The 22,589-nt window shown below is 38.7% G+C and carries 17 protein-coding genes; 1 reads left to right on the forward strand and 16 read right to left on the reverse strand.

The features are described from left to right. Positions 1 to 6: 6 nt before the first annotated feature. The 16 genes from RCG21_RS00420 to RCG21_RS00495 all read right to left on the reverse strand — a co-directional run bounded on the left by RCG21_RS00420 (position 7) and on the right by RCG21_RS00495 (position 21,748). Positions 7 to 1,671 (reverse strand): exo-alpha-sialidase, encoded by a 1,665-nt coding sequence (locus RCG21_RS00420; RefSeq protein ID WP_308912670.1) that lies wholly within the window; start codon positions 1,669 to 1,671, stop codon positions 7 to 9. A 147-nt stretch (positions 1,672 to 1,818) separates the two neighbouring features. Beyond that, positions 1,819 to 2,964: a cyclically-permuted mutarotase family protein gene (locus RCG21_RS00425; RefSeq protein ID WP_308912671.1), complete on the reverse strand. Its 1,146-nt coding sequence runs from the start codon at positions 2,962 to 2,964 to the stop codon at positions 1,819 to 1,821. 40 nt (positions 2,965 to 3,004) lie between these two features. Then, the gene (locus RCG21_RS00430; protein ID WP_308912672.1) at positions 3,005 to 3,853 is read right to left on the reverse strand and encodes a MurR/RpiR family transcriptional regulator; all 849 of its coding nucleotides are present in this window, start codon (positions 3,851 to 3,853) and stop codon (positions 3,005 to 3,007) included. A gap of 308 nt (positions 3,854 to 4,161) precedes the next feature. Continuing rightward, positions 4,162 to 4,332, reverse strand: a complete 171-nt coding sequence (locus RCG21_RS00435; protein ID WP_308912673.1) for a hypothetical protein — start codon at positions 4,330 to 4,332, stop codon at positions 4,162 to 4,164. Between the two features lie 1,012 nt (positions 4,333 to 5,344). Beyond that, positions 5,345 to 5,578 (reverse strand): hypothetical protein, encoded by a 234-nt coding sequence (locus RCG21_RS00440; protein WP_308912674.1) that lies wholly within the window; start codon positions 5,576 to 5,578, stop codon positions 5,345 to 5,347. Between the two features lie 211 nt (positions 5,579 to 5,789). Beyond that, positions 5,790 to 6,764 (reverse strand): Gfo/Idh/MocA family protein, encoded by a 975-nt coding sequence (locus RCG21_RS00445; protein WP_308912675.1) that lies wholly within the window; start codon positions 6,762 to 6,764, stop codon positions 5,790 to 5,792. A gap of 37 nt (positions 6,765 to 6,801) precedes the next feature. Then, on the reverse strand, positions 6,802 to 7,974 hold the full coding sequence (locus RCG21_RS00450; protein ID WP_308912676.1) for a sugar ABC transporter permease: 1,173 nt from the start codon (positions 7,972 to 7,974) through the stop codon (positions 6,802 to 6,804). Beyond that, positions 7,971 to 9,491 carry a xylose ABC transporter ATP-binding protein gene (locus tag RCG21_RS00455; protein WP_308912677.1) on the reverse strand — a complete coding sequence of 507 codons (1,521 nt, stop codon included), beginning with the start codon at positions 9,489 to 9,491 and terminating at the stop codon, positions 7,971 to 7,973. The genes RCG21_RS00450 and RCG21_RS00455 overlap by 4 nt, the downstream gene beginning before the upstream one ends. A 205-nt stretch (positions 9,492 to 9,696) precedes the next feature. Then, positions 9,697 to 10,788 carry a D-xylose ABC transporter substrate-binding protein gene (gene xylF / locus RCG21_RS00460; RefSeq protein WP_308912678.1) on the reverse strand — a complete coding sequence of 364 codons (1,092 nt, stop codon included), beginning with the start codon at positions 10,786 to 10,788 and terminating at the stop codon, positions 9,697 to 9,699. Positions 10,789 to 10,965: 177 nt separating this feature from the next. Further along, complete coding sequence (locus RCG21_RS00465; protein ID WP_308912679.1) at positions 10,966 to 11,679, reverse strand: DsbA family protein; 714 nt, start codon at positions 11,677 to 11,679, stop codon at positions 10,966 to 10,968. Between the two features lie 112 nt (positions 11,680 to 11,791). Beyond that, positions 11,792 to 15,397, reverse strand: a complete 3,606-nt coding sequence (locus RCG21_RS00470) for a glycoside hydrolase family 3 C-terminal domain-containing protein (RefSeq protein ID WP_308912680.1) — start codon at positions 15,395 to 15,397, stop codon at positions 11,792 to 11,794. A 514-nt stretch (positions 15,398 to 15,911) separates the two neighbouring features. Beyond that, positions 15,912 to 16,808, reverse strand: coding sequence for a carbohydrate ABC transporter permease (locus RCG21_RS00475; RefSeq protein WP_308912681.1), 897 nt, complete (start codon positions 16,806 to 16,808; stop codon positions 15,912 to 15,914). A gap of 19 nt (positions 16,809 to 16,827) precedes the next feature. Continuing rightward, positions 16,828 to 17,703, reverse strand: a complete 876-nt coding sequence (locus tag RCG21_RS00480; protein WP_308912682.1) for a carbohydrate ABC transporter permease — start codon at positions 17,701 to 17,703, stop codon at positions 16,828 to 16,830. Positions 17,704 to 17,779: 76 nt separating this feature from the next. Continuing rightward, entirely contained in the window at positions 17,780 to 19,075 is a 1,296-nt protein-coding gene (locus tag RCG21_RS00485; protein ID WP_308914228.1) for an extracellular solute-binding protein, read from the reverse strand. A gap of 148 nt (positions 19,076 to 19,223) precedes the next feature. Continuing rightward, complete coding sequence (locus tag RCG21_RS00490; protein ID WP_372512539.1) at positions 19,224 to 20,000, reverse strand: response regulator transcription factor; 777 nt, start codon at positions 19,998 to 20,000, stop codon at positions 19,224 to 19,226. Then, positions 19,994 to 21,748, reverse strand: a complete 1,755-nt coding sequence (locus tag RCG21_RS00495; RefSeq protein WP_308912683.1) for a sensor histidine kinase — start codon at positions 21,746 to 21,748, stop codon at positions 19,994 to 19,996. The genes RCG21_RS00490 and RCG21_RS00495 overlap by 7 nt, the downstream gene beginning before the upstream one ends. A 174-nt stretch (positions 21,749 to 21,922) precedes the next feature. Here RCG21_RS00495 and RCG21_RS00500 point away from each other — a divergent pair, with 174 nt between their 5' ends. After that, positions 21,923 to 22,546: a YesL family protein gene (locus RCG21_RS00500; RefSeq protein ID WP_308912684.1), complete on the forward strand. Its 624-nt coding sequence runs from the start codon at positions 21,923 to 21,925 to the stop codon at positions 22,544 to 22,546. Positions 22,547 to 22,589 lie beyond the last annotated feature (43 nt).

Below are 22,589 nucleotides of genomic sequence, written 5' to 3' on the forward strand. Positions count from 1 at the left end.
CAAAGGTTACATCCCCCAGGTTTCTCCTCCATCCAAGCTTTCGGCAACTGCCACTCTTCCTGTCCCTGAAGTATTTCGCATATATAATTTTAACGTTCCGTTGTCCAGTTCAATTACTTGTGATTCGGTTAATTGTGCCCCATAAACACCTGTTGTTTCAGATTGCAGCGTTGTGCCTTGCCATACCCTGCCATCGTTTGGAGATTCACCGCGTTTCCACGTCTTTCCGTGATCGTCACTATAGACGACGGCACTGGATTGCATCCCGTTCTTATTTGTATAGTAAACTGGAAAAACTAATCGTCCCTTATGCTCGCCCTTTGTTAGTTGAAGTCCTCTTCCGGGTCCTGTACCAAGGAATTTCATCCAGGACTCCTTCACCTGGCTGTTCAAATCCATCGGTTTTGACCATGTCTTTCCATCGTCATCACTTTTAATGATTTGCAAAAAGGCGGTTCTTGCTTCAAGAAGGCTTTCTTTTGGGTCAACACCTTTTTTCAGATAGATGTTTCCACGTTTTTCGCCGTTTAGATCGACATCACCATTGGAAGCCACTGTGTATTCTGTTTTGACTCCGGCTTGGTCAAACACTTGTCCGTTTTCTCTTAGGGTAAATTCCTTTCCATCCTTGTCATAAAGAAGGCGGTATCCGTTGGCATCAAACCCTTTACCTGCTACAGCACTTCCAAACCCAATGCTGCCAGGGAAATGGTCAACCAAAAGCCAGATGGTCCCGGACTCTTGATCCTGCAGCATGGAAGAGTCAATGGTAGAAGCACCATCATATCCCGAACCTGGATAATCAATAATGACATCCAAATCACTCCAGGTCTTACCATTATCTGTACTTCTGCGGATGCCGGTATCAATATTATTCGGACTATCAGCTATACCAATTTTTCTTACATCTGCAGCAGCGATGATAGTTCCCTTTTGGGTGGTAAGCAAAGAGGGAATCCGATAGGCCGCCGTATTCGCCATGCCTGGTTCAAATAAAGGAACAGCCGCAGGTACATCTGGAGCAGGATAGATGGTATCACCGCTTATTTTTTTCACATCTTCCGCCGTTAAGGCTTGGTTGAAGATCTTCACGTTCTCAATGTCTCCACTAAAGTACCACTGTCCGCCGCCATTATCGGCATTACGGCCAATATACAAACCATCCATATCTGTTACATGGGAGAAAAATGCTGTAGAAGAATGGGTGGCCATTAAAATTCCATCGACATATAATTTAGTTCCAGCAGCATCCACCGTTAGGACAGCCGTGTGCCAGTTCCCGTCATTATAATAACCGGCTGCCTTCAGACTAGCAGCGTAACTTCCGTTTTCCCGATTTTCAAAATATAAATCAGATCCATTTACACTTAAGGTGATATTACTCGAAGGATCTTTTTTATCCGTACCACTAATGATTGCTTTGGCAGCAGCACCGCTAGTGGTTTTAAACTTCGCCACGATCGATCCTTTCGTCAGCCCTGAAACCTTTTGAACATCCGCTGTTTTATCTATGTAGTCACTCGTGCCGTTAAAGGACTGATTGATCGAGTAATCAAGCAGTGCATTGGCCTCTGCCTTTATGTTACTCACATGGATCATCGAACTAAGAGAGAATACAAGCACAAAAGCTAGCAAAAAATTAAATAGACGTTTAGCGAAAAAAGTATTCATACAAAACTCCATTTCTATAAATTTTTTATACGAAACAACTATTTCTCTCTGTGCTGTAAGCTCTGCATTTTAGCTTGTCCTCATAAGCTGTATGAAATATTCGTTTCACGAGGCAATAAAGGGACTTCTAGAAATCATTTAATCTAGTTAATGGTTGAGTAAGGTTCCTGAATAAATCGCATTCGTTCTTACGCCAGGTTTTATTTCTCCATTGATCGAAAAGATATTTTTATTCATTAACACTAAGCCTTCCCCACAAGGTGCATCAAAAGGAACCTTTCCGATTGATCTCCATGTATCCTTTTTTGCATTATAGATTAAAATCTCTTTGTTCCAATGAAACTCATAAGGGTCCGCATTAAAATATTTCGTTCTAAAAGCGGCTAATTCTTCTCCTGTTAGTGAGCCTAAATTTTTAACAGCGTTATCATAGATTTCCTTATTAAATCCACCAATGACCATCATTTCATCCCGATTTAATTTTACCGAATTGGCTCCTAGTAAAGAGATTTCTTTTCCATCCACTTTGACGGAAGAAACTTTTGACCAGGAATTTTTTTCAATATCATATTTATACCCATCTGTATAAGCAACGGATCCTCCACCACTAAAGACATAGAGGTTTCCGTTTAATAGTTGGGCCACACTTTGATTCCTGGCACTTTCCCCTGGGATGGACGCTAGCTCTTTCGTTTTAGACGTTTTTAAATCATATTCATATAATTTATTACTATCTTTTCCACTTTGCTTACCAAGGCCAATATACAATTTTCCATCTTTCTGAACAGCGATCCCATCACTGATCGTAAATGGCAGATCGCCTATTTTTTTCACTTTCAATTTTTTATGTGAATCAAGAGTTAGCAGCGTGATATCATCTGCGTATTCTTTTTCAGGACTTCCTCCAATGTAGTAAACGCCTTGATCTGTCGTGATCGAAGTTCCATATCCAATCTCATGATCAAGATTTGTATGTTCGACCATCTTTAATTGATGATCTTCATTTTTTAAAACATAGATATCGGAGTAATATTTCTTTGCCCCTCCATTTAAGACGGATTCGAAAGGAAAATTCGCTCCGCCTCCAATGATTAAATTCTTTTTATAAGATCCCGCTAACACTCCTGCTGTACCGATATTCTTGTCAAATCCCTTTTGTGCCTCTAGTTCTCCTCCATATTCCCATGTGATTCGATCAACAGATTTTGCACTTTCAGAAGCGTTTGCTTTAATCCCAACATAGCTCCCAAGAACCAGCATGGATGTCATTCCTGCTATTAAAAATTTTTTCAAGCGATTTCCTCCTCGTATTGTACTCTTCCTTCAAAAAATTCTAGTAAAGCTTACTTGATAAGTTTTCAGATATCTTCGCATTCATCGATTTGGCAATTTCAAATTTTTGCATGGCCAGTCCCGTACAGAGAAGGTCAATGAGATACATTTGAGCGACTTTCGACACTAAGGATCCACTATCTAATGGACTCTCCTTCGCAGACGACAATAAGAGCAAATCAGCAAACCGTGTTAAGGGGGATTTCACATAACTTGTTAAGGCAATCACCGTCGCGTTATTGCGCTTGGCTACTTCCACCGCATCGACAATGTCTTTTGTACTGCCTGTAAGACTAATGGCAATGACAACCGTTTTCTCCGTCATAGACGATGCCCGCATGATTTGAAAATGTGAGTCCGTAACAACACTTGCATGTTTTCCAATTCTCATTAAGCGATTCTGCATATCCAATCCGGCGATACCTGAAGCTCCAATACCAAAAATTACGACATCATCGGATTGATGGATCATGTCGATTCCCGCTTGCAAGTCTTCCAATCTGACAATTTCAGATGATTCATTGATTGCTTGGATCATCGTATTTCTGATTTTTCTAATGATGGTTTCATGGCTGTCCTTTTGTGCTGCGTGTAATGTCTCTTGTGCAAACAAAAACTTAAAATCCTGAAAACCTTTAAACCCCAGTTTTCGAAAAAAACGTAAAACGGTTGCTTCCGCTACCCCGCTAGCCTCTGATAGTTCTGTTAAAGAATGATAGATCACCTGTTGACTATGATTTCGAATGTATTCATAGATTTTAGTTTCTGCTTTCGTAAAGGTATGCTTGTTTTGCTCCAATAAAATGGACGGTTTAATCCCCTTCATTTTATCCATCGAATTTGTTGTCATCGTCTCTAACCTCCAAAATTGAAAACAGCCCTACAGTGTGTATAAGACCTTTCTTTAAAGATAACATGGCAGAGCGAAAGGTCCTATGCGAACGCTTCCAAAATCCTTGTCACCGTTTTTCAAAAGTCACCTCACTTCTTCCTTTTCTTGTTCACATGATGTTCGTTCAATTATGTTAGGGAAATATTAACACAATTGACAATTAGTTGTCTATATATTTTAAAAATTGACAATTTACTATCAAAATTAAAAGAAGTCTAAAAAGCGAAGAAAGGCAGAGCATTCTGCCTTTCTTCGCTTTTTAGATTCTAATTCGGTTTCTTAACCCAGACTTGATGATTCTTTCCCTTGTCAGCTTTTATATAGGCTACATTGCCTTTTTCTTGAGTTTTGTATTTCGTATTTGTTTGAAGGTTTTTTTTACCTTTGTGATTTTGGTTTGCATTATTATTTTTACTGCCGCCACAGGAACATCCCATAAATTCTACCACCTGCCAAGTTATTTCAAATTCCAATCTTCTAACCGATAAAGGTCTATAAAATCGCCAGTATCATGTTGAAAAAAATACACCAGACAAACTTGAATTTACTTTCACATTATATTAAATGCTAAAGGGGCACTTTTTGATAAGGAAAAATACAAAAAAGCCCAAGTTGGGCTTTTTTTGATTGAGATTACTCTAACAAGTCTTTGCGTTAAGGCAGATTATAGGTTTCCGGTACACTCTAGACTATACGACCGTTTAAATGAGTATCCAACCGATTAAGGGGAATTTGTATTTAAGCACAGACCAAGAATTAATTCTTTAAAATCAGCCCTTGTCCATGCCATTTTATGATCTTGTACATATATTATGATTACCACCAGCGTAGAACCAACATATTCTACATTACCTTCTTTTCATGAAAGAGCGTTTGCTTATAAAGGCAGACGTTCTTTGTATTTTTAGGTAAATCGTATATTTTCCGATATCTATGTTTTATTAATAAGATGGATGGAGTAGGAAAAAGGCCCTTCTATTCGGACTATGGTTTTAAAACCCTCACCATTCTTTACGAATCGACAGCTACCGACGCTTATTTTTTCAATCAAACGTTTGATTAAAACCGGGACAAAGCCTTTTAGAAAACGAATATTCTCGCGTTTCCGAGGAAATATTTTGTCGATAAATTCCATTCAATTTCCCTGCTCATATCCCCCCATTCTCAAAAAAATGACTTTCGGTTACAAAATTATACCGAATTCGACAAACATGACTTCTACACAAACGTTTGATTAAAAACCGAACAATCCCTTCTGATATATAGGTTTATGGATAGAAAAATGCAAAAAAGTTGTCAAAAAAGCAGACGAAAACACAAGAAAATTCATTTGTACAATGAAAAAATCAGGTGAAAAATTCGCCTGATTTCTTCAGCTTATAATTTTCCAACTCTACTAAATAAATACCGTCTTTATGATAAGGTTCACCGTGCCAAGGATCAGCCAACCTAAATGGCGGCATTCATATTAGTAACCTCTTTATTAGCTTCTTGCATCCCATCATTTTCAATTTTAATGAGGTAATTCGTCACCGACTCTGTTAACAGTGGCACATGATTTAGGTCCATACCCCAAACTTTTTCATAGGCAAGTACAGATGTAACAAGTTGTTTTATACCGCTGTCAGTTCCGTCATAGACAAGTTTTTTACAGGGCCCCAAAATTACTTTTTGATTAACCATTGTTGATATCCTACTAAAAAGTGTCGATATCCTATTAAAAAGTGTTGATATAATTCAATTTTGTATTGATATCCAGTGAAAAAATTTCGATAACATAAATGTGAAAAGGAAAAAGCGCAGAAACGAATAGGTGCGGCCCACCATTTTTATGTACCGTTATAAACTTTTTTTTGACTAAAATGAAAAAATACAGCCCCTTGGCTGTACTTTTTCATCTATTATTTAGAGAATGATAACAAGCATCGATGACACGCATATTATTAATGATATTTTCACCAGTATAATGGATTGGTTCATCTTTCAAAATAGCATTTGAAAAATACTCGACCTCCTGTAAATAGAGATCTCCATATATTCTTTCCGTTCTGTCAACAGAATCGTTTTGAACAATAATAACCCCTTCGCCGCCATTAACATCCGGACGGAAAGCTCTTGGAACAACGACTCTTCCTTTTGTCCCGACAATTTCATATTCATGTTTGAACGCCATTTCAAAGCTGCAATCAAAAACGGCCTTTACTCCATTTTCAAGTTTTAGTATACCAATGGCTGAAAGATCCACACCTGTTTTAGAATCAAATTCAGCGTAAGTTTCAACTGTTACCGGTTCCGAATCTAAAACATTTCGGATTGCATGAATACAGTAGCATCCCAAATCGTAAATGCTGCCGCCGCCTTTCGCTTTGTCCATACGAATGTTTCCCTCTTTTTGTTCAAGAAAAAAGGAAAAAGAGGCACGCATTAGCTTAACTTCCCCTATTTCACCTGAAACAAGAATTTCCCGAACCCGTTGATGCTGCGGATGGAATTGATACATAAAGGCTTCCATGAATTTAACATGATTTTCACGACAGACATTGGCCATCTCAAGCGCATCTTCTGCGCTTAGAGCTGCCGGTTTTTCAACGAGTACATGCTTTCCCTGTTTTGCCGCTTCGATCACCCATTGTTTATGCAAGTGATTCGGAAGTGGGATATACACAGCATCAATTTCCGGATTGGCTAACATTTCCTCGTAACGATCATAATAGTTAGGAATATTGAATTCTAAAGCTGTTTCTTGCGCACGGCCACTTAAACTTGCAATCGCTGCAATTTCTGCATTTCCTGCTTGAAGGATGGCAGGAATCACTTGTGTTCTTGCAATATCAGCAGTACTTACGATTCCCCAACGAACTTTTCGCATGAATGAGCCTCCTTAAACGAGTTTACGAAATACTCTATTATTTTTTCTGGTTCGATACGTCCATCCATACAGCAAAAATAAGGATCAAACCTTTAACGATGTACTGCCAAAATGCCTCAATATTCATCATACTCATACCATTATCAATACTTGTCATAATAAGGGCTCCAATAATGGCTCCAACGATTTTCCCTTTTCCCCCCATCAAGCTTGTACCGCCAATTACACAAGCTGCGATGGCATCCAATTCATAGGAAGTCCCTGCGCTTACAGTTGCAGCGTTCAATCGGCTTGTTAATAGAACCCCAGCTACACCAGCCAAAGCACCCATTAGAATAAATACATATAAGATCGTTCGTTTAATATTAATCCCTGATAGAGCTGCGGCTTCAACGTTACCGCCAATCGCATAGGTGAACCGGCCAAAGGATGTCTTGTGGGATACAAATAGAAAAATTCCAGCTAAGATCACGACAATGAGCATTGGGACAGGAATTCCCAAATAACGATTAAGCATATACGTTAAAAATAATATACAAATAGAGTAAACAGATATTTTTCCATAGTCGATAAACAATGGTGAAAGGGACAAACCTAAAGATTGACGTTTTGCTCTTGAACGTACTTTTGAAATAAACAATAGAACGACAGCGATGATTGCAAGGATGTATCCTAGAACATAGGGCAAAAAGCTGTTACCAATTTGACCAAAACTCTGGCTTAGCGGGGCAATCGTTTGTCCCTTGCTGATACCAATTAATACTCCGCGAAAAATCAACATACCGCCTAAAGTGACAATGAAAGCAGGAACATTGCGGTAAGCAACCCACCAGCCTTGCCATAAACCAATGATGGCTCCGACCACAATTGCCGCAATAATAACGGTTCCTGTATTCCAGCCATTCCATACTTGTAAAATCGCCGCAATTCCCCCAGTTAAACCGACAATGGAACCAACGGATAAATCAATATGCCCCGCAACAATGACAAGTGTCATCCCAACAGCGAGAACAGACATAACAGCCATTTGTGTAAATAAGTTTGAAAGATTTCGAGATGATAGGAACTCCCCGCCGGTAAAAGCTCCAAAAATAATTGCAATAAAAACCAGAGCGATAATTAATGTATAAGATTGTATATCAAATTTAAAGCTGACTGCCCTTTTATCTTGCGGTTTCATTTTAGTAGAAGTAGAGATCTGACTGCTCATAGCTTTTTCCCTCCAGTAGCACATGCCATTATTTTTTCTTGTGTCGCTTCAACACGGCTGAATTCACCCATTATCTCGCCTTCTGACATGACAAGGACCCGGTCTGACATTCCAAGTACTTCCGGCAATTCCGAGGAAACAATGACAATTCCCACTCCTTGCTCAGCCAATTCATTAATGATTTTGTAAATTTCATATTTGGCTCCTACATCAATGCCTCTGGTTGGCTCGTCTAAAACGAGAATTTTGGGATCATTAAGGATCCACTTGCTTAAAACGACTTTTTGCTGATTCCCCCCGCTCAATTGACCAACCTTTGCCTCAAGATTGGGTGCTTTCAGCTTCATTTTTTTCGTAATTTCTTCAGCTCTTTTAATCTCAAGGGCATCATCAATTACTTTAAGTTTAATTACTTTATTAAGGGCGACGAGTGTAGAATTCTTTGCAATATCCATCCCTAATACAAGGCCATATTTTTTTCGATCTTCAGAAACATAGGCCAAACCTGCTTTTATAGCATCTGCTGGTTTTTGAATATGTACTTCCTTCCCATCAATAACTACCTGGCCTTGCTTTTTGCCTTCAAGACCACCGAATAGACTTATGAACAGCTCTGTACGGCCAGCTCCCATTAACCCTGAAAATCCAAGTATTTCACCTTTTTTCAAGTTAAATGAAGCATTTTTAACAATCATTTTATTTGCTTTTTTGTCATAAAAAGAATAGTTTTCCACTTCCAAGACGTTTTCACCAATTTTCCTTGGTTCATAAGGAAATAATTCAGTGAGTTCTCTGCCAACCATTTTTTCGATAATCTTGTCTTCATTCATTTCTGAAATTGGATAGGTTCCAATTGTACGACCATCACGAAGGATGGTTACACTATCAGCTAATGCCATTACCTCACCAAGCTTATGAGAGATATAAATACAGGTAACACCTTTAGACCTTAGATCCATTAAAATTCCTTTTAAAATTTCAACATCACTCTCGGTCAGTGCAGCGGTCGGTTCGTCTAAAATCAAAATATCCGTATGATGTGTCAATGCTTTTGTGATTTCAATCAATTGTTGTTTTCCAACGGTCAGTTGATTAACCTTCGTTTCAGGGTCAATATCCAAACCAATATATTTCAGCCATTTCTGTGCTTCGGTATTAATCTTATTCCAGTCTATTACTTTACTTCTCATTAGATCATGACTTAGGAAGATATTTTCCGCTACTGACATTTCTCCTACTAGCGCCAGTTCCTGATAGATAATCGAAACACCAGCAATCTGTGACTCCTTAATCGATTTGAACGAAACCTCCTTCCCATTAATCAAAATTTGACCGCTGTAAGAACCACTGGGATATACACCACTTAATACCTTCATTAAGGTAGACTTTCCTGCACCATTTTCACCACATAAGGCATGAATCTCTCCCTTGCGCACTGAAAATGTTACATTATCTAACGCTTTAACTCCGGGAAACTCTTTCGTAATGCCTTGCATTTGCAGTGCAAAAGCTTCCATACTTTGTACCTCCCCAATAAAGCAAAACGCCTTATTAAAAATCTTTTTTAGGCTGGACTTCACTCAAACCGTTATGACGGCCTATTGTCGGACATCATAAAAAGACGCCGGGTTTCTTTCATTCATTTAAACTTTTATTCTGCCATTCTGTCATTCTAAAAAAAGAAGAAGGGGATAATAGCCCCCTATCTTCAATTTTCACCAGTTATTGTTTAGCTGGGCGTTCACTTGCTGGAACGTTTTTGTAAACATCATCATAAGGATGGAAATTATCTTTAATGATTGTATCCATAACGTTATCTTTGTTTACCATGATTGGATCAAGCTTGATAAATGGAACATCCATCTTTCCATTGTTTACAGTACTATCTGCCTGAACTTTTTCACCTTTGGCAAGTTGTACGGCTACTTCTGCACTCTTCGAAGCAATCGTCTTAATTGGTTTGTACACAGTCATGGTTTGCTTACCTTCAACGATCCGTTGAACAGCTGCCAAGTCAGCATCTTGTCCGGAAATTGCAACTTTTCCATCTAAATGTTGTCCTGCTAACGCTTGGATGGCACCGCCAGCAGTGCTATCGTTTGATGCTACAATTGCATCAATTTTATTCTTATTAGCGGTTAAACCATTTTCAATAATTTTCATAGCTTCATTGGCATCCCAATCTTTTGCCCATTGGTCTCCAATCACTTTAATATCACCTTTATCCACTAGTGGCTGAATCACATTCATTTGACCTTGTCTAAACATTTTAGCGTTGTTGTCTGTTGGTGATCCGCCTAGAAGGAAGTAGTTGCCTTTTGGTACTGATTTCACAATGGCTTCAGCTTGCATTTCTCCTACACGAACATTATCAAAGGATACATATGCATCCACATCAGCGTTATTAATTAAGCGGTCATAGGCTAAAACAGGAATGCCTTCCTTTTTCGCTTGCTCAACCACTGGGGATAATGAATCAGAGTTGATTGCAATGATAACAAGGGCATCAATGCCTTGTGAAAGCATATTTTGAATTTGTGATAATTGCTTCGCTTCATCACCATTCGCTGATTGTACTAAAACATCTGCCCCAAGTGATTTGGCTTTGTCTACAAAGATGTCTCTGTCATGCTGCCATCTTTCTAGTGTTAAGTCTGAAACAGATAAACCAATTTTGAGTTTTCCGCTCTTTTTACCGTCAGCCTTGTTATCGCTTACATTCTTGCTGGCCAGATCCTGTCCGCCGCATGCCGCAAGCATTCCAACTAACAAAACGACTAGTAAGCTGGCAATAATACCTTTCCACTTCTTCATTATGTTGCCCCCTTAATTTTACTTTTGTTCCTTACAAAACCAATATACCATCACACCATTAGTTTGTCCATTAGATAAACTAAGTTAACAAAATGTTTATACCCTTCTTCCCCATCTTTCATTGTGAACCAACAATCACCGCTATTCGTTTCTTCTCCTCTACCTTGTATGCGGGTCTCATTTCTCCTTTGCTGCCTTGTCTACCATGTTTTTCAAATCATCCATTGTCTTTGCCAATTTACCATTAACAAAAATCGTAGGAGTCCCATTTACATTCAGTTGCTTCACAAGATCCATATCCTTTTGCCAAGCAGCATCCGCTTTATTCGCATCAAAATATTCAACAACCTTTTTTACATCGGCCTCACTGACAACTTTTTTTAATGTGTCCGTAAGAAATTTTTCAGTATAAATATCCATTTTTTCATATTGGCTGTCAGGTTGTTTTTGATAAAGAAGATCATGAAATTTCCAAAATGCCTTATTTCCCAGTACGGCATAAACAGACTCGGCAAACTTTGCCGAACGTTCTGAATCAGTATAAATAAATGAATAATTCATAAAGTATAACTTTGCCTTACCCGTAGCTACTAGCTCTTGTTTAATGGTTGGGATGACCTTTTCGTTAAGATTTTTACAGGCTGGACATTTATAATCTCCAAACTCAATAATCGAAACAGGTGCTGAACTTTTTCCCATAAAAGGCTCATGTGTATAATCAATCTTTGCTGAACTTTTTCCAGTATTAGACTCAACTTTTGGACTTGTTGTACTTTGACTTTTATGAGGAGCTAAAAAGATAAAGCCAATTGTCATGACTGCAACAAAACTGACCACCCAAAATATGAACTTCGCAGAAGAAGGATTAGAACCTTTTTTTTGATTAGACATTTTGATAGCACCTCAACTGCCTGGTTTTCCATATGGATTTAAATGAATCAGCATTGGCAGAAATCTCTGCCAATAGCTGATTCATCGAAGTTAATGCTAGTTTACCTGCGTATTAATAGTTTTTAAGATATGAGAATACTGCATTGATAGGAGCAGCTGCGTTTGCTGTTCCATTCGTAGCGATTATACCGATCTTTGGATTTGCCATTGATATCGGTGCCGTATTCAGCAATCTAAAAGTAGAACCATCAGTAGAATAATACGCAGTATATTGGCTGCCTGCCTTAACAATACGTAAATAAAGATTTGTTGCACTTAGATTTTGTGTTTTAAACAACATCTCGCCTCCATCGATAGACCTGATGAGATTGAGAGATTGCTGGCCTGAATAGGATGTTCCGTAGGTTACCTTGATATAATTATTCTGATCATCATATACTCCAAGTCCAACCTCTTGAGTGCCTGTAGGTTTGGCTGATAGATTGATTTTCGTTTCATATTGCCAATCGCCTGCAGCCTGCTGAAGGAACATATTTTTAATCGATCCATCGGCAATATTGCCTGGCTGTGTTGCGATTTTCAAACCATCAGTTGTCAAGCTGTAATTATTTTTATCTTCATTTAAGATCGACCACTGGTTACCAAGTGTATCAGACTTAAAATCAGCGGAAACCGGAGCACGTCCGAAGCCGATTTTATAGGTTTGTGTAACATCACCCTGCTTAGTAACGATTGTCGCCGTACCGGAAATGGAAGTTGCCTGGGTTACTGTTACTTTCACATCGGAATCATGACTGATGGCTGAAATTTGCGGAACAGTATTCGTGCCATCCGCTACTTGTACGGAGTAGTTGTATTGATTACCGGAAAATCCAGCTAACGGTTTACCATCCACATTAATTCCATCTAATTCTCCTTGCTTAACATACACAACAAATTGAGTGGACTTTTTAACGCCATGATAGCTTGCAGTAGCAGTAATGGTAGCTGCACCACCTTTAATCGTTCTGATTACGCCATCATCAACGGAAACTACATCGGGACGGTTACTGCTGTATTTGATATTCAATCCTTCAGGTAATGATTTGCTATTATTCTTGTAAATGTATCCATATAGACTATCATCGTTCATAGATACAGTAACTTGAGGAATGACTACTTTACCTTTGTCATACATCACGCGGCTAGGAACATCCGCCTCTTTGTCACCTTCCTGAACAGGCTTCACGGTAACAACACTTAGTTCAGGCTTCAAGTCTCCATGTACCTTTATGAACCCTTGCTGCTGGATATCAGCATCAGCACTTGATGTACCAATCTGAATACCATAACGGCCTTGGTCTACTACATATTTATTCTGTGCTTCATCAAAGAAAGCAAGATCAGGAACTTTAACAGTCATGGTAACAGTCTTTGTTTCTCCAGGATTCAATGAAACCTTCTGGAATCCTTCCAGACGCTTGTTTGGACGCTGTAGTTCCGGTGCCGCGTCAGGTGTGTTCACATAAAGCTGAACAACCTCATCACCTTTTGTCTTTCCACTATTCGTAACATCAACACTTACATCAAATGTGTCATTAGCCTGAAGATTTTTCTTGCTAATATCAAGATTTGAATACTTAAAGGTTGAATAACTTAGACCATGTCCAAATGGATAGGAAATCGGACCGTTAAAATACATATAAGTCCGGCCAGGATTATCTCCTGTAGGTCTTAATGTATAATCAGTGATCGCTGGAAGTTGTGAACTGCTTTGATACCATGTGAATGGTAAATGTCCGCTTGGATTATGGTTGCCTAAAAGAACATCCGCCAGACCTTCACCTTTGCGCTCGCCGTTATAAGAGCTCCAAATCATTGCAGAAATATCCTGATCAAATGAATTCACTTCTACTTGGCCAATTGTTTCCATAACAGCAATTGTATTTGGGTTCGCCTTAGCAACTTGATCAATTAAAGAAGCCTGTGCTCCAGGAAGAGCGAGGTCGTGACGGTCTCCGGCTTCGTCTGCAGTACTGTTGTCCGTTCCAGTATATACAATCACAACATCAGCATTTTTTGCAGCCTCAACAGCGGCTGGATCTACTGTTTTGAGGTCTTTAGCTGTCGTCCCTTGATCAGTAAAGCCCTTATAGTAGGTAACTTCAGCATTAGGGTTAACAGCTGTTACAGCATTTTTGATACCATTATAAGCATTTACAAATTTGGCAACACCGGCACTGCCTTGATTACTTGAATACCCGCCAAGATACATGTTGTCAGGATTGGCAAAATAGCCTACCACAGCAACCTTGAAACTGCCGGACGCTGGAACCTTTAGAGGAAGAAGCTTTCCTTTGCTACCGTCTTTCTGTGTGGTTTCATTATTTTTCAACAGAACTAAAGAGTTAGCAGCTACTTTACGGGCCATGTCCAATCTTTCTTTCGTCTGAGTAATGGCGTTATTATCATTACTATTGGTCCAAGTACCTTCTGGAACATTCTTACGCGCTTCTTTAACCCATGGAACACTATTTGGATTATCAAACTCTCCAAGCTGCATCCGAGCAGTAAAGAGACGGATTAAGGCTGTATCAACATCGTTTTCTGAGAATGTGCCAGTCGGAGTGACAATTTTTTGTGAAATAGCTGCCGGTACAGTGTTACCAAAGCTGTATCCATCACTGTAGCCTGCGTTACAGTTAAGATCTTCACCTGCTCCTATCGAAAAAGCTGTTCTTTCTATCTGATTTACAGGACGCGTCCATCCTGGCGGAGTCCAGTTGTGGCCGCCAGGATTTGAAACTTCAAAAACGGCGTCACAGTCAGAAGTCTCATAACCGGAGAAACCAAACGTTTGACGAAGGAGCGTGTCCATTGTATGAACATTGGCTGATCCTGGTACTCCGTTAATGCTATTATAAGAAGTCATGACTGAACTAACATTGGCTTTCTGTACAACCCCTTTAAAAGGTGCAGAAAAATACTCTCTTAGTGAACGTTCATCTACATTTGATGAACCGTTTAAACGGTTGACTTCACTATTGTTCGCTACATAATGCTTTATTGTAGTTACTGTTTTGAGATAGCCGTCGCCCTCAGGCAGCAGCTTTCCATTCATGTCCTTACCTTCCATACCGTTAACAAACTGAGAAGCGATTTGTGTTGTCAAGAATGGATCTTCTCCGTATGATTCATCATTTCTTCCCCAGCGCGGGTCGCGGGCCAAATTGATGGTTGGTGACCAGTAATCGAGATCCTGAGTGTTCTCCGGCGCCACTTCACGGGCCTCATCTGAAATCATCCCAGCTTCCTTATACATTAGCTGCGGATCCCATGTAGAACCAAGTGAAAGGTCGATAGGATAGGAGGTTGTGTTATTCAATAGTGTCGCGTTACCAGTTGGATTGTATTGGGTACGGGCTACCCCATGAAGTGCCTCGTTCCACCAGCCATAGGCTTTAACACCAAGTCTTGGTATAGCGGGTGCTGAGCTGCTATTCATCTGGGAGGCCTTCTCCTCCAGCGTCATGCGGGAAACTAAGTCCGCAGCTCTTTCTTGGAAAGAGTAAGATTTGTCCAGATAAATGGGCTGTTTCGCTAAAACATTAGGTGCCTGAACCGGATTTGGTTTTGTTCCTGCTGCACTGTTGGCTGCCTGAGCTGGTAAACTACTAAATAAGCTAAGACCAAGGCCGGCAGTGAGTAGCACGGACAAGGTTTTTTTACGCTTACTCATATATTCATCCCCCTTTTAATTTATATCCACCAGATTAACGAAGGGCCTCCATTAACCTGAGAGATTCCTTTTGAAGACGTTTTCAATACAATCAAAACAAAATGGTTGTCTACTAGGACCACCAACTTAGTTTATATAATTAACAAACTAAGTATAGAACAAAAAATGCTTATTCTAATTATTTTGTCCATTAGCTTTTCAGTTGCATTTCATTCCTTCATTTTTGCTTGAAGTATGATGCTTGCATGCAGTGACCGCAACCTTAGCTATCCTTATATTTTTGCATCCACCTTTCAAACTATTCTGAATTTACATATTTATTCTAAACCCAATTATATGGTTTGTCTACTAGATAAACAAAGTTTAAGTCTAAAATATCATAAAATAAAAATACAAAATTCAACATCCTTCGACGTTCAGCTTGAGCTGTTAAAAAGATCATTTCAATTGCTATTGATCAGCAAAAAAAAGCTGACTCGAAGGTTTTGAACTGTCACTCGAGTCAGCTTTTTTCTTATCCTTTTACCGATCCTGATGCAATCCCTTCGACGATTCGATCACTAAGAATAAAGTAAGCAATTAATACCGGGATAATACTAATCATAAGGGTCGCCCCAATTGCTCCCCAATCCGTTAAATACTGGCCAACAAAGTTGTTGACGCCAACCGTAATGGTTTTCCATTTATCAGAACTAAGGAATGTATTCACAAAAACAAATTCATTCCAGTTATAAATCATGTTAATAATAACAGTTGTTGAAAGTACAGGTATTGTCATTGGCAATGTGATTTGGAAGAAGATCCTGTGGACCGAACACCCATCCATTACGGCTGCTTCTTCAATCTCCCGCGGAATCGTTCGATAAAATCCTGCCAAGATCATAATCGTAATGGGTAAATTAAATGCTACATAAGATAAAATCACGGAAACTGGATTATCAATGAGGTTTGTCGATTTAAATATGTTGAATAATGGAATCAAGGTTGAATGAAGAGGAATCATATACCCTGCCATAAACAACCCAAGAACGATTCCACTCCACTTCCAGTACATTCTTGTAATCGCAAACGTAACAAAGCTCGCAAGAATAACGGTTAGTACGACAGCGATAACGGTGTACAACACACTATTAAAAAAGTAAACATCAATGTGACCTGCTGTCCAAGCCTTGGCATAGTTGCCCCACTGAGGATTATGCGGCAGTGAGAACGGAGACATGCCAAAAACCTCTTGATTGGTTTTCAAGGAAAACAGGAATAGCCACACTAACGGGTAAACTTGAACAATCGCAATGACTCCGAGAATAACATATAGTATTCCAAATCCAATTCTATTTCCGAGTGATTTACTAGTTTTATAAGAAGCTGACAGGGTCGTATTGGCTTTGGTTTCAATTGCTGCTCTACTCATTCTTTTCCACTCCACTTTGTTAAAATTCCACATCTTTAGAAGACAGTAATTTTTGAATCAGCCAGGTCATCAGAAGACAAATGATCAATAAACCAAATCCAATCGCACTTCCGTATCCGAAGTGGTATTTGCTAAATGCTTCTGTATACATATAGGAGGCCATAACCTCACTCGCATGGTTCGGACCGCCGCCAGTTAAGACAAAAATCAAATCGAAATACTTTAAAGAACCGACAATCGCTAAAATCACCATAACTTTTATAACACCTGAAATAAGCGGCAATTTAATTTTATAAGCAATTTGAATCGGAGTGGCTCCATCAATTTTCGCCGCTTCCACTAGTTCTTCTGGAACATTTTTTAATGCAGCATAGAAAATGATGATATAAAAGCCTGCGTATTGCCAAACGATTGGGAAGAACAGCGCATATAATACAATGTTTGAATCAGCTAACCATACAGGCGGGTTATCAACACCAAAAAGGATTAACAATCGATTGATCATACCGTTTGAAGGATCAAAGATCTTGGCCCAAAGCTGACCAATCGCAACCGATGATAATAACATTGGAATCAAATAGATTTTTCTTAGAATGTTAGCTCCTTTTATCTTACTTGCCAAAATCAGCGATAAAATTAAATAACCAACCAGGCTCAATGCAGAGAAAGCACCTAATAACAAGGAATGCCACGTACTTTGCCAGAACAATTTGTCCTTGACTAACTCCATGTAATTGTCTAAGCCAATGAACTTCATCTTACCGATGCCGTTCCAGTCCATTAACCCATAATAACCAGTTAAAACAATTGGAATATAAATCAATAATAAAATAAGAAGTAACGCAGGAAGTACGTAAAGGCTGATTACCCATTTGTTTGACATTACACTTTTCATTTTCTATACTCCCTTCTGATTGAAAAGCGGTTAAAATGATAGAGGGCATATCCTGTATGCCCTCTATACTTAAATTTTACTTCTTTTGCTCCTTAGCAAGTTCATCTGCCTGCTGCTTAACAAAATCTTTTGGCGTAACTTGTTTTCCAAATAAAGCTGTAACTAAATCATGGTGTAATTCCGATACAGCAGGGCTGGATTGAGTATCAAAATAAGTGGTAACATTCGATGCTTCACTCAAATCTTTCAAAATATGAATATACATTGGATCAAGATCCAAGTTTGCTGTGTCTACTTTCGTTGCAGGGATAACACCTGCATCCGTTACAGACTTTTCTCCCCATTTCTTCACAAAGTAACCAACAAAATCTTTTGCTTCTTTTTGAACTTTAGAATCTTTTGCTACGAATAAACCTACACCAGGGCCGCCAACATAACTGTTGATATCAGTGCCTTTACCACCTTCATAAACTGGGAACTTAAAATAACCAATCTTATTTTTAAATTCTTTTTTAACATCAGGGCTTGTTGTATAGTTTGGCAGTTCCCAAGTAGCTGTTAAGAACATAGCCGCTTTTTCATTCATGAAGAATCCTTTTGCATCATCATTTGATAAAGCGCTGGCACCCTTTTCAAAGCCGCCCATATCTACAAGATTTTGTACTTCTTGTGCTGCTTTTATAATGGCTGGATCATCCATTTTTGCTTTTCCATGGATAACATCTGTCAGAATAGTAGGTCCGCCGATACGGTCTGCAAGATACATAAACCAGAATGATGCCGGCCAGCCGTCTTTTGCTCCTACAGTTGCAGGGATCACTCCATGATCTGCTAAAGTTTTAACAACGTTTTTGTATTCTTCAAAGGTTTTTGGAACTTCAAGGTTGTACTTTTTAAAGATTTCCTTATTGTAGAAAACATAGGAAATGTTTAACTCTAGTGGAAGACCATACGTTTTTCCATCAACTGCATAGGATTCTTTTACACCGGGAATAAACGCATCTTTAAGATCCGGGTTTTGATCAACTACATCGTCCAATGGCGCTAACATGCCGCCGTCCACGTATGGTTTAATGAACCCATCTGACCAAGTCATACCAATATCAGGAAGTTCATTGGAAGAGGCTAGAACCTTAAGTTTTTCTCTGTACTGGTCCGGATTGAGGATTTCTGTTTCAATTTTTATATCCTTATGTTCCTTTTCATAGTCTCCAATGATATCTTTGACGATGGAGAACTGGGCATTGGAACTGCCTTCAGGCCATAAATGCATAAATTTGATCACTTTTTTGCCATCAGCGCTGCTTTCCTCACTCGAACTTGTGGAAGAACAACCTGCTATTACTAGAGAGATAAGCATGATTACAGACATTAAGATTGCAACCGTTTTCTTTTTAAACAATATGATTCCCCCTATGACCTTTTTTAATATTTGGTTATATTTATAGAATACATTCAGATAGTTCAGAAAAATAGGTCACTACGATTAGGAAAAATACTACTATTTTTAGAAAACCCTTTCATTGTTGGTTTTTCCGGTATGCACTTGGTGTCATTCCTTCTAATTCTTTGAATATCTTAATAAAATATTTCGCGGTTTTGTACCCTGATTCTTCTGCGATATCATTTATTGGAAAATTAGTAGTAATTAATAATTCCTTCGCCCGTTGAATTCTCCTTCTGGTTACATATTCACTAAAGTTTAGCTTGACATGTTCTTTAAATAAGACACTAAGATAACTTGGGTTTAAATGAACATGATCGGCCACTTCTTTCTGGGTTAGTTCATTCTTAATATTCTTGTTGATATAATCCATTGCCTCTCTGATCGGTCCACGATCCAAAGGATTTTGAGTACTGGCATCAACAAGTTTCTTATCGACCACTTTTTCCATCATTCCTGCCCGCTCTTGTTTTTCAACAGCCTGCAGGGCATCTTCTACAGCTTCGATTAAAGCCTTTTTGCTAATTGGCTTTAGCAAATAGTTAATCACACCTAATCGAAGGGCCTCCTGGGCATACTCAAACTCAGAGTATGCCGAAATGACAATCATAACGGGGAAGATATTTTGCTCTTTTGCCATTTTTAATAATTGCAGGCCTGTTATTTCCGGCATCCGGATATCCGTTATGAGAATATGGACCTTTTGTTTTTGCATAAGACCAATCGCTTCTTCTCCATTTGCAGCTGTAAAGATCTGATATTTTCCATCTGCCCAAGCATCCAATGTTTTCTTTAGCCCTTGGCGGGTTCTTGGTTCATCATCTACGATCAAAATGGTTTTCGTATTCAGCATGGTTGCTCCTCCCCCATTACAGGTATAACAAAAGAAACGGTTGTCCCAACGTTTACCTCACTATTAATGGTTAGTCCTCTTTTTAAACGATTTTGATAGTATAATTCCAGCCGTTTGTGTACGTTCGAAATAGCCATTCCGTGGCCTTTATTGATAGCGGTAATCCCTCCGGTTTTCATCGCTTGTTTAATAGATTCCAATTTTCCCATGTCTATCCCCGGACCGTCATCTCGTACAGTGATTTGCAGGTACTGCGTATCTGCCGTAGGTTGAATCGATACGGAAATGGTGCATGGCTTTACTGTATTCCCCGCCCCGTGCAGCACTGCATTCTCTACTAGAGGTTGAATCAGCAGTTTGGGGATATTGACATGCTCCCATTCAGGCGGCAAGGTTAGATTCCATTTTAAATGATGACCGAATCGCATTTTTATGATTTCCATATACTCTTTGATATGGTTCATTTCTTCCTTTATGGTTACCCAATCTCCATTCGTTTGCTTGGTGATGGTATAACGGAATAGATTTGACATGGCGATAACAAGCTCAGCGAGTTCTTCCTCATCTTTATCCTCCAGCGACCATCTAAGTGCATCAAGTGTATTGAATAGAAAATGCGGATTAATTTGTGCCTGCAGCGCTTTTAGCTCGCTGCGGCTCCGGGTAATTTCCTTTTCGTAGACCATTTTTATCAGATGATTCGTTTCTTTAACGAGTTGATTATAGGTACTATTTAATTCTTTTATTTCATTAATAGTCGTAACATTAGGGTTCATTGCTAAAGAACCCGCGCTTGCCTGCTGCATGGTCTTGGTTAATTTGATAATGGGTCTCGTAATAAAAGTGGATAGGAATAATGAACTGATAAGAAAGATAATAAATCCAATAATACCGGAAATCATAATGCCCATACGTAATACACTAATGCCTTCTGTAAGGGCGTTAATTGGGGTAAGAATAATCAGTGTCCATCCAGTTTCATCAGAGGTTTGTTTTGTTACCATATAATTCTGGTTGTAGAGCGTTATGACAGGTTTATCATTCTTTATGATTGGTTCAAGTGATTGATTATAGTTTGATAGAATAGGCTTTAAATCACTATCCAATAAAATAGAATACTGATTTTTATATTTTTTTTCATTTTGGTTTGTCAACTGGAAATAGCTTTTATACGTACTAATAAGAAGGTAGCCGCCATTCGCATAGTGCTGGTTCATTAAATTTACCCGCCGTATGGCTAATATATTATCGGAGTTAAGAGGATCATCACCGATCCAAACGAGCCGCCCATTTGCTTTCTCAGCCTTTTCGATCCACTTTTCATTAATTCTGGTGATTAAACTGGTATCACCTAATGGAAGTAACCGGTGCAAATTTTTCGTATAAAGCTCAAATGAAAAAATTCCATCCGTATTGGCTTGGATGGTGTTAACAATCCCATCTAATTGCTGACGCTCCCCAAAACTAACTCGTTCTCCCCTATATCCTTTTGTCAACGTTTTTTGAATATTATTATTTGTCATGACCAGTTTAGAGGCCGTGCCAATTTGTTTATATAAAGACTCCATTCTGCCATTTGTTTCAACTGCTGTCTGATAGATTTGTTTCTCTGCATTCTTTTTCAGCATGGCCGACACTTGATTAAACGTTAAAATGCCGACAATCAATAAAACAATCGCCATGACAACTAAAAATACGACTAGAATTTGATTTCTTAATGTGTTCCATTTATTTAATCTTGAAAACATTTACCATCTTCCTTTTGGATCATAAGGTAGTTTGGTTCTTTACCCTGCCTGATTATTGTGGAATCTTTAATATTTTTTTAGAATAATTATATTTTAAAAGTTTACCAAGATTAATACAATGGGATATAATTGAATAATCCGAAAAATAAGTCATGAAATAGCGGAGGAAGGTTTATGAAAAAACGATCAATAAATGGTCTTTATGCCTTTACTGAGTGGATCACGAAGTTTGCATATGTCAACTTGCTTTGGATAGGCCTTTCTTTTCTTGGATTAGTAGTTTTTGGTTTTTTTCCTGCGACTGTCGCTATGTTTACCGTTTTACGTAAATGGACGATGGGGGAGAGCGACATACCGGTGTTTCGAACCTTTTGGGATGCCTATAAAAAAGAATTTTTAAAAAGTAATTTAATAGGAGTCATTTTCCTTTTATTGACGGGCATTATTTATATTGATTTATCTTACATGAAAATCGGTCAAAGTAATCTGCTGCAACTAACTCACATTCCTTTATATTTAATTATTATTGCGATCATCATGACCGTTTTGTATATTTTCCCTGTTTATGTTCACTATGAGGTTAAGTTTATCCAGCTATTTAAAAATGCGTTCTTAATCATGCTGGTTAATCCTATTTCCAATCTTGTCATGCTGCTGGGAGTTGCAGCGGCCATCTTTGTTATGAAAGTACTGCCTGGACTGTTATTCTTCTTTGGCGGAAGTATCTCGGCAGCGATCATTATGTCATCCTGCTATCTAGCATTCCAAAGAATTGAAAAGAAGCAGAAGGAAGCGTAATCCGTTTAATTATGCTTCCTCAGGCTGTCGAAAAACTTTCGAT

It is taken from the genome of Bacillus salipaludis (assembly GCF_030938565.1).
Lineage (GTDB): Bacteria > Bacillota > Bacilli > Bacillales > Cytobacillaceae > Neobacillus > Neobacillus salipaludis_A.